We start from the raw sequence: 13954 nt of genomic DNA, 5'->3' as shown, positions 1-13954 counted from the left end.
GGTGGCGACCGGGGTTCGAATCCCCGTGGGGACGCCAATTCTTTAGAACCCCGGCTTCGGCCGGGGTTTTTCTTTGCCTGTGATTTCTGAAAAGGCCCGATCCAGCATGGATGGTCTCAGCCTGGACACACCTCAGAACCGGCGATACATCCCGATCGATGCAGGTGCGGTAGGTGCGAAACCAAACTGCGCGTACAGCCGGTGCGCTTCACCATCTGCCAGAAGGCTGACGTATGCCGACGGCGGCAGGTTTGCCTGCATCCAGCCCTCCAGGCGACGCATCACTTCCTTGCCCAGGCCCTGCCCCTGCAGGCGCGGCAACACGGCGATATCGCAGACCTGCAGGTGGCAGCCCCCATCGCCGACGATGCGCCCCATCGCCACCAGCTCGTTGCCCTGGTAGGCGCACACGCCATACAGGGTATTGGGCAGCGCGCGTGCCGCCGCCTCCTGGCTCTTGGCACTGAGGCCCGCCAGCACACGCAGCTGGCAATAGTCTTCGACCGTGGGCACGGCGTCGCGGAACTGGCAGGCGACGGAATCATTCATGCACTTTCTCCCTGTAGGTCGGGCTATCCTGCCTCATCCATGTCGCAACTGCTGCGACCCGCGCCTGCAGAGTTCCCATGTGCTATTCCGCTCTGATCCGCGCCGACTACGCCAAGCTGGTGCGCGAGTTCGGCGCCATCCTGTCGCTGGAAGAATTCGCGGAGCTGTACGCGCACGATCCCGGCAAGAAGCGCCCCAGAACTCCCAAGGCCATGGATGACGGCTTCGCCGGTGCGCGCACCGAGCAGGGCCGCGACATCGTCGCGAAAATCCAGCAATGGCATGCGCAGGAGCGCCAGGATCTGGAAGCGGAGCTGGCCCGCCAGCGCGAGCGACGCGATATCGCCAACGCCACGCTGGCGACCCGCCCCACCCAGAAGGCACGCAACGACCTGCGCGTGGCCGGCAACCGCATCGATCGTGCGCAGGCTCGGCTGGAAGACCTGCACCGGGTGCAGCTGCTGCCGCGCGACAACCGCATTTTCCCTGGCACCTACGCACCGGTCATGGTCAGCGAGGGCGGCAAACGCGTGATCAAGCCGATGCGCTACCAGTGCCGGCTGCCGGACAAGCCGGTGCGCAACGACATCCTCTATCCCGGCACCTACAACGCGAGGCGCGACAGCCTGGAAGGCTATTGGCGCGGTGCGTTCGGGCTGCGCCACGGCGTGGTGGTGGTGCAGGCGTTCTATGAGCACGTACCGCGTCACGCCACCGCCGGCCCTACGCCGGGTGCCGATGAGAAGGAGCAGGACGTGGTGCTGGAGTTCCGGCCTGATCCCCCGCGCGATCTGCTGCTGGCCTGCCTGTGGGCGGAATGGGAAGGACCGGAAGGTCGCCTGCTGTCATTTGCCACCATCACCGACACGCCTCCGCACGACGTCGCTGCTGCGGGCCACGACCGCGGCGTCGTTCCCATCCGCAGGGAACACCTCGATGCCTGGCTCAATCCCGATCCGGATGATCTGGCGCGCCAGTACCGCATCCTCGACGACCGCGAAGAGATCCGCTACGTGTACGAAGAAGCGGGCTGAATACCGCGCACAGATGAAAAACCCCGCCTGGGCGGGGTTCATGGATCAGGGATTGCCGCCGCACATCGCCTCTTCGCAGAAGGCCTGTTCCTGCAGGCATTGTTCGACCTCACCACCCCGCGCGATACAGCTCTTGTAGAGCTGGAAACAGGGCTGGCCGCACCACGCGGCAGAGGCCGTACCACCGAAGACCGCCATCGAAAGGACACCCGCAGCGACCATGCGCTTGATCCACTTCTTCATGCCACTCTCCTTGTAGGCCTGAGCATTCAGGCCCGGGCAGGATACGCCCACCGCTTCAGCATGCGCCAATCAGGCCCTGGCGCTGGCGCGGCCCACTGCGCGTACCAGCGCCTGGCTCAGATCTGCCGAGAGATACGGCTTGACCAGCAGCACGCCGGCCAGCATCGGCCCGGGCAGCTGCTCGGCCAGCATGCCGGTGGCCAGCACGAACGGCACGCCACGCGCCGACAGCGCCGCGGCCACCGGCTCGCTGGTCTCATTGCGGGCCAGGCGGTAATCAAGCAGGGCAACGTCCGGGGTCGACGCCTCCAGCAGGCGCAGCGCCTCAGCGACGCTCGCGGCCAGACCCACCACCGTTGCACCGGCATGCACCAGCTGCATCTGGAGCAGTGCGGCACTCATCTCGTCGTTCTCGACCACCAGCACCCTCAGGTCCTGCAACACTGTCATCGGCTACCACTCCTGGAGGCATTCAAGCCGCCGCAGTATAGCCACCACTGGGCCGAAGCCGACAGGACGCGCCCTGATCGGCCTCCCCACTATGAAAGCCGTGCCGACCTCGTTTACAATCGCACGCTGCCTGCCGGTGTGGCGGAATGGTATACGCAGCTGACTCAAAATCAGCCGGGGGTGACCCCATGAAGGTTCGAGTCCTTTCACCGGCACCAAAGACCCTTGCGGCATAAGGGTTTAAAAGAAAATGGCGTAATGGAGTCGTGAATCTTCCGGCTCCGCCTTTTTTCTTCATTCTCTCTCGCTACACACCGCCGCGCATCTGCTGCAGCCCCGCCCTCAACCGCGCCTTGCTGCGGATGTCCCTCGCTCGGGGTTTCGTCTCCGCCGGCGGCTTGCGCGGCTCCAGCGCTGCCTTGATCCGCTCGATCTCCTTCGCCCCAGCCTCAGCCAGGCGCCGGGCCTGTTGCTGCTGCTCGCGGGTCGGGGGTAGGCCCGGCAGAGGCGTGGCCGGCGCGATGAGCGTGCTGTCGGTCAGGGGGTCCACGGCCTCGCGCGGCGGCAGGCCCGGGTAGAGCCCCACCGCACACCAGTGCTCAGCCAAGCGCCTATTCTGGCGCACGCTATCAGCTGTCACGAACCGTCCCTGCTCGGCGTCCCTACCTTTGAGTGGACCGACTCCGGCCCACACTTAGAGGAAAAGGACGTTAGAAATGAACCGAGCGAACTGGTTTGTGGTCTCTCCCGAGGGTGCCAAAGCGGTTGGACAGCTCCATCACTTTGTGACCACCGGCACATCGTTGCCCTCAAAATTGATCCACCTGGTGTTCTTGCGCGTTTCTCAACTGAATGGATGCGCGCACTGCATAGACATCCACACACGCGATCTACTCAAGGAAGGCATGCCCTTCGACACAATCACCCTTCTGCCTGTTTGGCACGAAGCCTCGTACCTGTTCTCGGAGCAAGAGCGCGCCGCGTTGGCATGGTCTGAGGAAGTGACGCTTGTCAGCGAGACCCACGCATCTGACGAGGCGTATCAGGCCGTGGCCGCAGCCTTCAGCGAGAAGGACCTTGTCGATCTTACGCTCACCATCGCGGCAATGAACGCGATCAATCGGCTAGGCGTGAGCTTTAGGCTCAAGCCCCGTGCCAAGCCCGCTACCGAGTAACGACACCGGCGAGCGCTGGGCATTGGCCCAGCGCCGCGTCAGCGCCGCTTTGATCCGACTTTTGCCTCCCTCAACCGAGCCTTAGCGGGATCCGTCAGTCTGGGCTTGGTCTCCGCCGGCCGCCGGATCGGCTCCAGTGCCGCCATCACCCGGGCGAACGCGGCAGCAGCCGCCTCGTCCAGGGACTCGGGCTGGCGGTACTGATGATCGACATCGACCACTTCAAACGGCTCAATGACACCTACGGCCACCCGGAAGGCGATCGTCGCCTGCAGTCGGTGGCTGCCATCCTTGATGGCTGCCTGCAACGGGGTGACGATCTGCTGGCCCGCTATGGCGGCGAAGAGTTCATCGCCGCCCTGCCCTCGCCCGATGCCGCCCACGCCCTGGGCCTGGGCGAACGGCTGCGCGCTTCGGTCGAAGCCGCAGCCCTGCCCGCCCCTGAAGCCACCGTCACCATCAGCATCGGCGTGGCCTGGCAGGCACCGGGCGAAGACCGCGATCCGCGCGACCTGGTCGAACGCGCCGACCAGGCCCTGTATCGCGCCAAGCATGCCGGCCGCAACTGCGTACGCGGCGACACCGGCACCACGGAAGACTGGTCCGGGCGCCGCGTCTAGACCGCGTGCAGCGCCGCCGCTCCATGCCGATGCCCGGCCCCGCCCTGCACGCGGAAGCTGGCCACGGTCTGCAGCAGCTGCGCCGACTGTTCTTCCATGCTGCGCGCCGCCGCCGACGCCTCCTCGACCAGGGCCGCGTTCTGCTGGGTGCCCTGATCGATCAGGTCAACCGCATGATTCATCTGCTGGATGTCGTCGCACTGCTGCTGCGAGGCAGTGCTGATTTCGGTCATCAGGTCACTGACCCGGCGCACGCTGGTCACGATTTCATCCATGGTGCGGCCCGCGCTCTCAACCTGCGCCGTGCCGGCGCCCACATTGGCAACCGACTCATCGATCAGGTGCTTGATCTCCTTGGCTGCGCTGGCCGAACGCTGCGACAACTCGCGGATCTCGGTTGCAACCACGGCGAAGCCACGGCCATGTTCACCGGCACGCGCAGCCTCCACCGCTGCGTTCAGCGCGAGAATGTTGGTCTGGAAGGCGATGCCGTCGATCACCCCGATGATGTCGACGATGCGCCGCGACGAGGCATTGATCACCGCCATCGTCTCGACCACCTCATGCACCACATTGCCGCCTCGCGCGGCGACGTCGGCCGCTCCACCGGCCAGCTGGCTGGCCTGGCGCGCGTTGGTGGCCGTGCGCTGCACGGTCTCGGCCAGTCCCTTCATCGACACGGCGGTTTCCTCCAGCGAGGCCGCCTGCTGCTCGGTGCGCTGCGAGAGGTCGCTGTTGCCCTGTGCGATTTCAGTCGCGCCGACTGCGATGGTGTCCGCAGCGAACTTGATCTGGCCGATGATGGCCGCCATCGCCTCGACCAGCGAATTCACGCCTTCGCACAGTTCGGCGATCGGTCCGTTCTTGTCGGTGGTGGCCACGCGCTGGGTCAGGTCGCCCTGCTTGGCGGCAGCCACCACCTCGCGGGTCTGCGCCACGGCGCGCTGCATGGCCTGGTTCTCATGCACCTGCACGGTGATGTCGGTAGCGTACTTGACGACCTTGAACGGCTTGCCGTTGAGGTCCAGGATCGGGTTGTAGGATGCCTGGATCCAGACCTCGCGCCCGCCCTTGCCCAGGCGCCGATACTGCCCGGCGTCATACTCGCCACGCCCCAGTTTCTCCCAGAACTGGCGATATTCGACGCTGCTGCGATGCTCGGGCTCGACAAACAACGAATGGTGCTGCCCGCGCACCTCGTCCAGGCTGTAGCCGGTGGCGGCCAGGAAATTGTCATTGGCCGACAGGATGCGGCCATCCATGCTGAACTCGATCACCGCCTGCGACTTGGCGATCGCGGCCAGTTGCCCCGCCGAGTCGGCCGCCTGCAGCTTCTGCGCGGTGATGTCGGTCGCGAACTTGACCACCTTGTACGGCCGCCCCTGGCGGTCCAGCACCGGGTTGTACGAGGCCTGGATCCAGATCTCGCGCTGGCCCTTGCCGAAGCGGCGGTACTGTCCGGCGTCATATTCGCCGCGCCCCAAGCGCGCCCAGAAGTCGCGGTATTCAGCGCTGCGCGCCTGCTCGGGGTCGACGAACAGGGAATGATGCCCGCCCTGGATCTCCTCCAGCCGATAGCCCATCGCCTGCAGGAAATTGTCATTGGCCTGCAGGATGGTGCCGTCGAGCGCGAACTCGATGACGGCCTGCACGCGATGCAGCGCGGCCACCTGCGCTTCCAGCTCGGTGCGGTCGGTCACCGCCTTCTCTGTGCGGGTGCGTTGCTGTGGCGCCAGTACGCCAAGCAGCGCACGCCACGGCGACCAACGGGTATGCAGCTCGGCCGGCGCCTGCGCGCCCGCCGTGAAGCCTGGAATGAGCATTGTCTGATCCTCGGTGTCCGGTAAGCGGTTGTGACCCGACGGGCGGGATGCCCGGCGGCAACATCAGTTGCCAGGGACTACAGGTGCCAACCGGCACCTCTCGAGCGACTGCCAAGAGCGTCTGCTGCGGGTGCGATCGGCATCTGGAAGCGGCGGAACACACTGCGCGGACCGCCCATCGGGGGCAGTCCCGGGTCCTGCGGCGAGTGACTGGAGCGGGATCCAGAGGGAGTATCGGCGATGCCGTCGGCCGCTTTAGCGGGATTCCGCGACGTCCGTCGCAACTCCATGCATTGCAGCCGGAATGCGGTAGACGATTGCTGTGTACTTCACGCCCTGCTCACGTGCCACCGCCTGCCCACCGAGGGACTCAGCCAGTGAACGGCTGGACCGGTTCCGTTCCGCCACCGGGTAGCGGAACGCCGCACAGCGCAGGCGCTCGGAGGCCGCCGACCACACCGCCGCCACTGCTTCGCGGCCATAGCCGTGCCCATGCATCACTTCTGCGATCCAGATGCCCAGCTCGGGTTCTGCTTCCCCGGCTCGATGCAGGCCTGCCAGGCCAAGGAATACATCATCCTCGCGCCTGCGGATCACGAACGTGATGTCGGTCCCGTCGGCAATGGTGGGTAGCCACGTCTGCCAGACCGCAGCAAACGCCGCCTCCGACGGAGGCGGCTCGAAGGCCATGTAGCGGGTCAGCCCGGGTGTGATTCCCGCAAATGCCTCGTCGGCGTCACCGGGCGTGAATGGCCGGAGGTGCAGCCGCGGACTGTCGATGGTCCAGTCGTCGGATGTCATGTTCTGCATTGCCTGAGCGCTGAGTACAGCATCGCTCAGCAGAAGGATGCAGCTCAAGGCAGAAAGGTTTACATGACCAATGCGGGATTCCCCAGCCGGAGAAAATGACCAGCATGAAGGTCCCGCAGGACGCTTATCGACATGGAGATCGCATGTTCCCTCGCTTTGCCAGCCTTCTCTTCCTGGCCGTGTGCAGCAGCAGCGCGCTGGCCAACGACACCGCCTATCGACCGGCGTTCCACCCGGACCAGCTGAAGGGACCGCCCGCAGGACGCCCGAACGAAGTACTGGTACTGGGCAGCCCGCACCTGTCCAGCCTGCCGAAGACCTTCACGCCGGCGATGCTGGAACCTCTGCTGCAGCGCCTGGAAGCCTGGCGGCCCACCGCGATCGCAGTGGAGAACCTGTCCGGCCTGCAGTGTGACTTCATGCGCCGCAATCCAGCCCGATACGCGGAGAGCGTAGCGGACTACTGCGTCGATCCGGCCCCGGCGCAGGCCGCTACCGGCCTGGACGTGCCCAGTGCCAACGTGGAGATGGAACGCCTGCTTGCGGAATGGCCGAAGGCGCCAACCGCTGCCCAGCGACGCCGATTGGCCGCAGTCTTCCTGGCCGCGGGCGAAAGCAGCTCGGCAGTCGTCCAATGGCTGCGGCTGCCCAGGGAAGAGCGACGTGCTTCGGACAGCCTGACGCCGGAGCTGGTGCGGTTCCTCGACACGCGCATGACCCGCCGCAACGAGGCCGGCCTGGTGGCCGGCGTCCTTGCCGCACGCCTGGGACTGGAGCGCCTGTGGTCGGTCGACGACCACACTGCGGATTCGCCAACACCGGAATCGCAGCAGAAGGCCTACGCTGCCGCCATACGCGGTGCCTGGGACAATTCCTTCGTCAAAGCGCGCAGGGCGGCCGATGAACGGCTCGAAGCCAATCTTGACCAAGCGGATGGGTTGCTCGCGATGTATCGCGCCTACAACGCACCCGAGGCCGTGATGGCGGCCTTCAACAGCGATTTCGGCGCGACGCTCGTCGAACCCTCGCCGGAAGGCTTCGGCCGCAACTACGTGGGCTACTGGGAAACCCGCAACCTGCGCATGGTCGCCAACATGCGCGACATACTGGGCCAGCATCCAGGCAGCCGCATGCTGACCATCGTCGGTGCCTCGCACAAGGGCTACTACGAGGCTTACCTCAACCTGATGCACGACGTGCAGCTGGTCAGTTCGGATGAAGTTCTGCATTGACGCAACATGACATGGGGGATGCGGTGACCATCCACCGCATCACTCCACCGCGTTCCTGCCCGCCCGCCAGAGCACGATGCAGGCGGCACCGATGCAGGACAGCGTGAACACCAGCAGGGCGACCGCGCCGCCCTGCAACACCGGCAGCAGGGCCTGCGCGTGCAGGTCGCCGCGCAGCTGTTCCGCACGCAGGCAGGCGGCCAGGGCCAGGCACCAACCGACCAGGGCCGGTGCGAAGGCACGCACCGTCACCGGGTTGCAGACATTCATGGGATCACCTGTACGAGGGAAAGTGCGCGGAGTATTCGCGCACGCCCTCTCACAGGCTGAGATCAGCCCTCGATCGGGTCGATGTCGTCGCTCGGCAGCTCACTGGCCTCGCCCTGCACCTGTACGTTGTTGCGACCCATTGCCTTGGCCCGGTAGCACTGGGCATCAGCCGCCGCTACAGCCTGGTCCACGCTCATCCCGCCCGCCAATGGCGCGATACCGATGCTGGCGCCCACATGCAGGCGATCCCGGTCCCACGGAATCGACAGCGATGCCAGGGTGTGCAGCAGTTCACCGCCGATGCGCGCTGCACGACGCGGTGTGCAGCCGGACAGGATCACCGCGAATTCGTCGCCGCCCAGCCGCGCCACCACGTCCGAATCGCGCACGCCGTGGCGCAGCACGCTGGCCACCGCCCACAGCACGGCATCGCCGGCCAGATGGCCCCAGGTATCGTTGACCGGCTTGAAGCGGTCCAGGTCGATGTACATCAACGAGGCGGCCTGGCCGGTACGCTCGACGCGGGTGATCGCCTGCTGCAGATGCACCTCGAAGCCGCGGCGGTTGCTCAGCTCGGTCAGCGGATCGATCTCGGCCAGATGGCGCGCCTCGCGCTGGCGCGCGCGCTGCTGAGTGTCGTCGCGCAGCACCCACACTGCGCCCCGTACATGACCTTCATCATCACGCAGCCAGGCACGGGTCAGGTCAACCGGAATCGTGGCTGTGCCCAGGCGCAGCAACAGGTCAGCGTGCAGGTCCACTGCGTTGCTTTCCGGGTCCAGCAGCACGGAGACATCCAGCACTGAACCGGGTGCATACTCAGTGGTCAGTGCCAGCACATCCTGCACCTTGTGCCCGGCCAGCGACAGCGCGCCATCACCGGCCAGGGTGCGCACCGCGGCGGCATTGGCGTAGTCGATGCGACCATCCAGGCTGACACTGAGCACCAGGTCGGCCACCGCATCAAGCGTGATACGGCTGCGCTGCTCGCTCTCGAACAGGCGCTGCTCGCTGCTGCGCTGGGCGCTGATGTCCTGGATCTGCGACACGAAATGCAGCGGCTCGCCGTGCTCGGTGCGCACCAGCGACACCGACAGCCGTGCCCAGATCACCTTGCCGTCGCGATCGAGATAACGTTTTTCCAGGTGGTAGTGGCTCCGCCGCCCGGCCAGCAGGTCCTGCACCAGGGCCAGGTCGGTCTGCAGGTCGTCGGGATGGGTCAGGCGCTGGAAATCAACCTGCAGCAGTTCTTCGCGGGGGTAGCCCAGGATCCGGCAAAGTGCGTCATTGACGTCCAGCCAGCGCCCTTCCAGCGACACCAGCGCCATGCCCAGCGCCGCCGACGTGAACGCACCGGCGAATTTCTCTGCCGACAGGCGTGCTTCGGCACGCGCCTGCAGGATCTCGGTAATGTCGATGGACATGCCGACATAACCGATCCGCGCGCCGCCGGCACCATCCATGCGGCTGATCGACAGGCGCACCTGGCGTGGCTGGCCATCCTTGCGCCGCAGTGTCCACTGCCGTGAATAGGTCTGCTCATCGGCGCGGGCGCTGAGTGCTTCAAACGCGCCCGGCAGGCTTCCGTCCGCAGCCGCCAGCGGACGCAGCCAGGCCGCCAGCTCGTCCGGATCGTGGAAATCACCCAGTCGCCGCTGGCCGACCACTTCTTCGGCGCTGTATCCCAGCAGGCGTTCCGCGCCGGTATTGAACAAGGTGATGGTGCCTTCGGTATCGGTCGCGATCACCGCCACCTCGTCGGATGCGTCGACCACGGCCTGCAATCGCTGCCGGCTCTCGGCCGCATCCTGTCGCGCCTGCTGCAGCTCGGTCACGTCGGCGTGTGCACCGGCCATCCACAGCGGTCGTCCCTGCCCGTCCCATTCGAACACGCGGCCACGGTCGTGGATCCATATCCACTGGCCATTCTTGTGCCGCATGCGCAGCAGGCAGACATAGTTGTCGCTGCGGCCTTCGAAATGGTCCTCCAGTGCCGCATCGGACAGGACGATGTCGTCGGGGTGGACCAGCTTCAGGAACGTCTTCTGGCACACCGGCTCCAGCTCTTCCAGGCGATAGCCGACGATCTCCGCCCAGCGCGCATTGACCCGCATTTCCCCGGTCTGCACGTTCCATTCCCAGGTGCCGGCTGCGGTGCCGTCGATGATCATCGCCAGGCGACGGCGCTCCTCGGCCAGCTCCTGCAGGCGCCGTTCGAGCAGCCCGTTGCCGTTGCTTCCCTGGCCCGCCATCAACCCGCCCCGCGGCCCGCACAGGCGGGCAGTGGCCGCAGCACAACGCTGCAGCCCTCAACGAAGACAACGGGTCCTGCTGGCGTCATGGCCCTCCCCAGCGACAGCGGGGTGGCCGAACGCCTCCCCTCAAGCGCAAGTGTGCGCAATCACGGGGAAAACCGACAAGTCCCTCACCACGAATCAAGCGTGACGGGGGACACGGTCCTCAACTGCGCTTGGCGCGGGCGAAGGCCTCGGCCAGGGCATTGTTGGCCGGGGGCGCGGACACGGCGGGACGGCCACCATTGCCCTGGCCCCGGTTCGGCCCGCGGTTCGGGCCGCCTGCGTCGCGGCGCGGCCCCTGTCCGCGCTCATCGCGCTGGCCCGAGCGGCTGGTGGCCTGCCCGGGGGTGTCGTCCAAGCGCCGGGTCAGGGCGATGCGCTTGCGGGCCACGTCCACCTCCAGCACCTTCACCTTGACGATATCGCCGGCCTTGACCACGTCGCGCGGATCCTTCACGAACGTATCGGAGAGCGCCGAAATGTGGATCAGGCCGTCCTGGTGCACGCCGATATCGACGAAGGCACCAAAGGCCGCCACGTTGCTCACCACGCCTTCCAGCACCATGCCCTCGCGCAGGTCCTTGATGTCCTCGACACCCTCGGCGAAGCGCGCCGCCTTGAACTCCGGACGCGGATCGCGGCCCGGCTTTTCCAGTTCCTTCAGGATGTCGCGAACGGTCGGCACGCCGAAGGTGTCGTCGGTGAACTGTTCTGCTTTCAGGCCACGCAGGAAGCTGCCATCACCGATCAGCGCCTTGATCGGGCGCGCGGTGCTGGCAACGATGCGCTCGACCACCGGATAGGCCTCCGGGTGCACCGCCGAGGCGTCCAACGGCTGATCACCGTCGGCGATGCGCAGGAAGCCGGCGCACTGCTCGAAGGTCTTCTCGCCCAGGCGCGCAACCTTCAGCAGGTCTTTGCGACGCTTGAACGGGCCGTTGTCGTCACGATGGCGCACGATATTCTCGGCCACCGTGGCCGACAGGCCGGACACCCGCGACAGCAGCGCGGCAGACGCGGTGTTCACGTACACGCCGACCGCGTTCACGCAGTCCTCCACGCGCGCGTCCAACGCCCGGGCCAGACGGTACTGATCCACGTCGTGCTGGTACTGGCCGACACCGATCGCCTTGGGTTCGATCTTGACCAGTTCGGCCAGCGGGTCCTGCAGGCGACGGGCGATCGATACCGCGCCACGCAGCGACACATCCAGGCCCGGAAACTCCTTGGCCGCGAACTCGGAGGCCGAGTACACCGAGGCACCGGCCTCGCTCACCACCACCTTCTGCAGCTTCGGGTTGCCAGCGGCCTTGATCGCTTCACCGGCCAGCTTGTCGGTTTCGCGGCTGGCGGTGCCGTTGCCGATCGCGATCAGCTCCACGTTGTGCTTGGCGCACAGCTGCTTGATGGTCTGCAGCGACTGCTCCCACTGGCGGCGCGGCTCATGTGGGTAGATGGTATCGGTGGCGACCAGCTTGCCGGTGGCATCGACCACGGCAATCTTGCAGCCGGTCCGGATGCCCGGGTCCAGGCCGAGCACGGTCTTCGGGCCGGCCGGTGCCGCCAGCAGCAGGTCCTTCAGGTTGTCGCCGAACACCGCGATGGCTTCGGCCTCGGCCTTTTCGCGGGCCTGGTTGAACAGGTCCAGCAGCAGATGGGTATGCAGCTTGGCGCGCCAGGTCAGGCGGCAGGCGTCCAGCAGCCAGCGGTCGGCGGCACGGCCCTGGTCGGCAATGCCGGCCTTGCGCGCCACGCGCCCTTCGGCGTACTGGTGGCCAGCCTCGGCATCACTGCCCGGGTCCAGCTCCAGGAACAGGATCTCCTCGCGGCGCGCGCGGAACAGCGCCAGCAAGCGGTGCGAGGGAATCTTCGCCAGCGACTCGGCGTGTTCAAAATAATCGCGGTACTTGGCGCCTTCGGTTTCCTTGCCCTCGGCCACGCGGGCACGGATCACGCCGGATTCGCCGAGCCAGGTACGCAGTTCGCCGACCAGCGCAGCGTCTTCGCCCCAGCGCTCCATCAGGATCGCACGCGCGCCTTCCAGCGCAGCCTTGGTGTCGGCCACGCCCTTGTCGGTGTCGACGAAGGCGGCCGCGAACGTCTGCGGGTCCTGCGTCGGGTCAGCCAGCAGGCCATCGGCCAGCGGCTCCAGACCGGCCTCGCGGGCGATCTGGGCGCGGGTGCGGCGCTTGGGCTTGTACGGCAGGTACAGGTCTTCCAGGCGGCTCTTGGTGTCGGCGGCGAGGATGTCGTTGCGCAGTTCGTCGCTGAGCTTGCCCTGCTCGCCGATGCTGGCCAGCACCGCCGCGCGGCGGTCTTCAAGCTCGCGCAGGTAGGTCAGGCGCACTTCCAGGTTGCGCAGCTGGGTGTCGTCCAGGCCCCCGGTCACTTCCTTGCGGTAGCGCGCGATGAACGGAACGCTGGCGCCCTCGTCGAGCAGGCCGACTGCGGCGCGTACCTGGGCGGACTGGGCACCGATCTCATCGGCGATGGTCTGGGCGATCTGCTGGGCGAGCGCGCTCTGTGCGTTCTTGGCGTCGTGCATTGCTTCAGGTCTGTGCCGCGGTACGGGAAGACCCCATTCTGGCAACCCACGACGGAGCCGGACAAGGCATTGACAGGGGGAGCGGTTCAGCGGCGGGGCCGGATTGGACGCCGGCATCCTGGCAAGGAGAGGGCTCGGACTGGCCCTGGGCTGGGATGCCGGCGCGGGCGCGCGATGGTGGGCGCGCCCTGCCGCGTGTTGCGGAGGTCAGCGGTAGTGGCGGGCGGCGCGCTGCATGACGATCTCGTCACGCATGCCTTCCAGGGCCATCAGGCGGACCTTGCCGACACCCTGCAGTTCCATGAACCGCTCCGTGTAGAACTCCGGCCCCAGCGCGGTGTCGGCGCGGGATTTGCTGAAGCCGTAGGGCACCACGCCCTTCTCGCCATCCTTGCTACCACCGACATAAAGAACGATTGCCATGTGATGTATTCCTCCAAATTGCTACTGCGTACTGCACTCGATGAGCGATGCTGCGAGCTCATCGAGGGAGAGCTTACCGCGTCGAACCTGACTGGAACGTCACGAAGGCTAATGACGATCGGTTGCATGCAGATGACGGCGGGATCGCAGCAGAATGCTTACGGATCCTTAACTTCCGGCTAACGAATCGGTGGGGGATTCCTGCCAACGGCGCAGCCCCTCGTGGGTGGTTTGGTTGGTCGCGGAAAGCCGGTTTCCTGTGGGCTGGCCGCTTTTTTGTTGTAGAGCCGAGCCTGCGCTCGGCTTCGCGGGCTGGCCTGAAAGCAGCCGAGCGTGGGCTCGGCTCTACACGAGCAAGCGCAGCGCGCGACCCGCTTTTGCCGTTCTTATTCTTCTCCGTGGCTGGACGCGCACGGAAACTGTCAGAGGTCGGGCGGGATGGGTTCGCGGGACCGTTGGCGCCATGGATGGCGCCATCGAGCC

At 66.3% G+C, this 13954-nt stretch carries 13 protein-coding genes, 1 tRNA gene and 1 pseudogene; 5 read left to right on the top strand and 10 right to left on the bottom strand.

What is annotated here, in order from left to right; all coding sequences use genetic code 11:
- Positions 1 to 132: 132 nt before the first annotated feature.
- Entirely contained in the window at positions 133 to 549 is a 417-nt protein-coding gene (locus tag G5A07_RS16670; RefSeq protein WP_010484960.1) for a GNAT family N-acetyltransferase, read from the bottom strand.
- 77 nt (positions 550 to 626) lie between these two features.
- Here G5A07_RS16670 and G5A07_RS16665 point away from each other — a divergent pair, with 77 nt between their 5' ends.
- On the top strand, positions 627 to 1583 hold the full coding sequence (locus tag G5A07_RS16665) for an SOS response-associated peptidase family protein (RefSeq protein ID WP_057504128.1): 957 nt from the start codon (positions 627 to 629) through the stop codon (positions 1581 to 1583).
- A gap of 45 nt (positions 1584 to 1628) precedes the next feature.
- Here the strand turns inward: G5A07_RS16665 and G5A07_RS16660 are convergent, their stop codons facing one another.
- On the bottom strand, positions 1629 to 1826 hold the full coding sequence (locus G5A07_RS16660) for a hypothetical protein (RefSeq protein WP_010484956.1): 198 nt from the start codon (positions 1824 to 1826) through the stop codon (positions 1629 to 1631).
- 69 nt (positions 1827 to 1895) lie between these two features.
- Entirely contained in the window at positions 1896 to 2276 is a 381-nt protein-coding gene (locus G5A07_RS16655; protein WP_019336514.1) for a response regulator, read from the bottom strand.
- A 132-nt stretch (positions 2277 to 2408) separates the two neighbouring features.
- On the opposite strand from G5A07_RS16655, the gene G5A07_RS16650 reads away from it, so the two are divergent.
- A tRNA-Leu gene (locus G5A07_RS16650) sits at positions 2409 to 2494 on the top strand.
- An 89-nt stretch (positions 2495 to 2583) separates the two neighbouring features.
- Here G5A07_RS16650 and G5A07_RS16645 read toward each other — a convergent pair.
- Positions 2584 to 2883 carry a hypothetical protein gene (locus G5A07_RS16645; RefSeq protein WP_224328272.1) on the bottom strand — a complete coding sequence of 100 codons (300 nt, stop codon included), beginning with the start codon at positions 2881 to 2883 and terminating at the stop codon, positions 2584 to 2586.
- A gap of 109 nt (positions 2884 to 2992) precedes the next feature.
- On the opposite strand from G5A07_RS16645, the gene G5A07_RS16640 reads away from it, so the two are divergent.
- Entirely contained in the window at positions 2993 to 3451 is a 459-nt protein-coding gene (locus G5A07_RS16640; RefSeq protein WP_019336516.1) for a carboxymuconolactone decarboxylase family protein, read from the top strand.
- Positions 3452 to 3630: 179 nt separating this feature from the next.
- Positions 3631 to 4071, top strand: a pseudogene (locus G5A07_RS16635) (GGDEF domain-containing protein); the annotation flags it as partial.
- On the opposite strand, the gene G5A07_RS16630 reads toward G5A07_RS16635, so the two are convergent.
- Together G5A07_RS16630 and G5A07_RS16625 are read right to left on the bottom strand one after the other, a co-directional pair.
- The gene (locus G5A07_RS16630) at positions 4068 to 5894 is read right to left on the bottom strand and encodes a methyl-accepting chemotaxis protein (protein WP_191863641.1); all 1827 of its coding nucleotides are present in this window, start codon (positions 5892 to 5894) and stop codon (positions 4068 to 4070) included. The pseudogene G5A07_RS16635 and the gene G5A07_RS16630 sit on opposite strands and share 4 nt — an antisense overlap.
- A gap of 255 nt (positions 5895 to 6149) precedes the next feature.
- Positions 6150 to 6695: a GNAT family N-acetyltransferase gene (locus G5A07_RS16625; RefSeq protein ID WP_029550665.1), complete on the bottom strand. Its 546-nt coding sequence runs from the start codon at positions 6693 to 6695 to the stop codon at positions 6150 to 6152.
- 152 nt (positions 6696 to 6847) lie between these two features.
- Between G5A07_RS16625 and G5A07_RS16620 the strand changes: the two genes are divergently transcribed.
- Positions 6848 to 7936, top strand: a complete 1089-nt coding sequence (locus G5A07_RS16620; RefSeq protein WP_191863640.1) for a DUF5694 domain-containing protein — start codon at positions 6848 to 6850, stop codon at positions 7934 to 7936.
- A gap of 39 nt (positions 7937 to 7975) precedes the next feature.
- Here G5A07_RS16620 and G5A07_RS16615 read toward each other — a convergent pair whose 3' ends face one another.
- The 4 genes from G5A07_RS16615 to G5A07_RS16600 form a co-directional block, all read right to left on the bottom strand.
- Positions 7976 to 8206 (bottom strand): hypothetical protein, encoded by a 231-nt coding sequence (locus tag G5A07_RS16615; RefSeq protein WP_010484939.1) that lies wholly within the window; start codon positions 8204 to 8206, stop codon positions 7976 to 7978.
- A 62-nt stretch (positions 8207 to 8268) separates the two neighbouring features.
- Positions 8269 to 10458 carry a PAS domain S-box protein gene (locus tag G5A07_RS16610; RefSeq protein WP_019336521.1) on the bottom strand — a complete coding sequence of 730 codons (2190 nt, stop codon included), beginning with the start codon at positions 10456 to 10458 and terminating at the stop codon, positions 8269 to 8271.
- Between the two features lie 208 nt (positions 10459 to 10666).
- Complete coding sequence (locus G5A07_RS16605; protein ID WP_191863639.1) at positions 10667 to 13048, bottom strand: Tex family protein; 2382 nt, start codon at positions 13046 to 13048, stop codon at positions 10667 to 10669.
- Positions 13049 to 13255: 207 nt separating this feature from the next.
- Positions 13256 to 13471, bottom strand: a complete 216-nt coding sequence (locus G5A07_RS16600) for a hypothetical protein (RefSeq protein ID WP_005410085.1) — start codon at positions 13469 to 13471, stop codon at positions 13256 to 13258.
- Positions 13472 to 13954 lie beyond the last annotated feature (483 nt).

Source organism: Stenotrophomonas sp. AS012628 (genome assembly GCF_010608305.1).
Lineage (GTDB): Bacteria > Pseudomonadota > Gammaproteobacteria > Xanthomonadales > Xanthomonadaceae > Stenotrophomonas > Stenotrophomonas geniculata.
Note: the sequence above shows the minus strand (reverse complement) of the source record. Positions and strands in the feature narration are given on the sequence as shown.

What these genes read in the sequence shown, in the direction of transcription:
- G5A07_RS16670 (WP_010484960.1), bottom strand. Translation starts at nt 549, where the DNA reads ATGAATGATTCCGTCGCCTGCCAGTTCCGCGACGCCGTGCCCACGGTC.
- G5A07_RS16665 (WP_057504128.1), top strand. Translation starts at nt 627, where the DNA reads ATGTGCTATTCCGCTCTGATCCGCGCCGACTACGCCAAGCTGGTGCGC.
- G5A07_RS16660 (WP_010484956.1), bottom strand. Translation starts at nt 1,826, where the DNA reads ATGAAGAAGTGGATCAAGCGCATGGTCGCTGCGGGTGTCCTTTCGATG.
- G5A07_RS16655 (WP_019336514.1), bottom strand. Translation starts at nt 2,276, where the DNA reads ATGACAGTGTTGCAGGACCTGAGGGTGCTGGTGGTCGAGAACGACGAG.
- G5A07_RS16640 (WP_019336516.1), top strand. Translation starts at nt 2,993, where the DNA reads ATGAACCGAGCGAACTGGTTTGTGGTCTCTCCCGAGGGTGCCAAAGCG.
- G5A07_RS16630 (WP_191863641.1), bottom strand. Translation starts at nt 5,894, where the DNA reads ATGCTCATTCCAGGCTTCACGGCGGGCGCGCAGGCGCCGGCCGAGCTG.
- G5A07_RS16625 (WP_029550665.1), bottom strand. Translation starts at nt 6,695, where the DNA reads ATGACATCCGACGACTGGACCATCGACAGTCCGCGGCTGCACCTCCGG.
- G5A07_RS16620 (WP_191863640.1), top strand. Translation starts at nt 6,848, where the DNA reads ATGTTCCCTCGCTTTGCCAGCCTTCTCTTCCTGGCCGTGTGCAGCAGC.
- G5A07_RS16615 (WP_010484939.1), bottom strand. Translation starts at nt 8,206, where the DNA reads ATGAATGTCTGCAACCCGGTGACGGTGCGTGCCTTCGCACCGGCCCTG.
- G5A07_RS16610 (WP_019336521.1), bottom strand. Translation starts at nt 10,458, where the DNA reads ATGGCGGGCCAGGGAAGCAACGGCAACGGGCTGCTCGAACGGCGCCTG.
- G5A07_RS16605 (WP_191863639.1), bottom strand. Translation starts at nt 13,048, where the DNA reads ATGCACGACGCCAAGAACGCACAGAGCGCGCTCGCCCAGCAGATCGCC.
- G5A07_RS16600 (WP_005410085.1), bottom strand. Translation starts at nt 13,471, where the DNA reads ATGGCAATCGTTCTTTATGTCGGTGGTAGCAAGGATGGCGAGAAGGGC.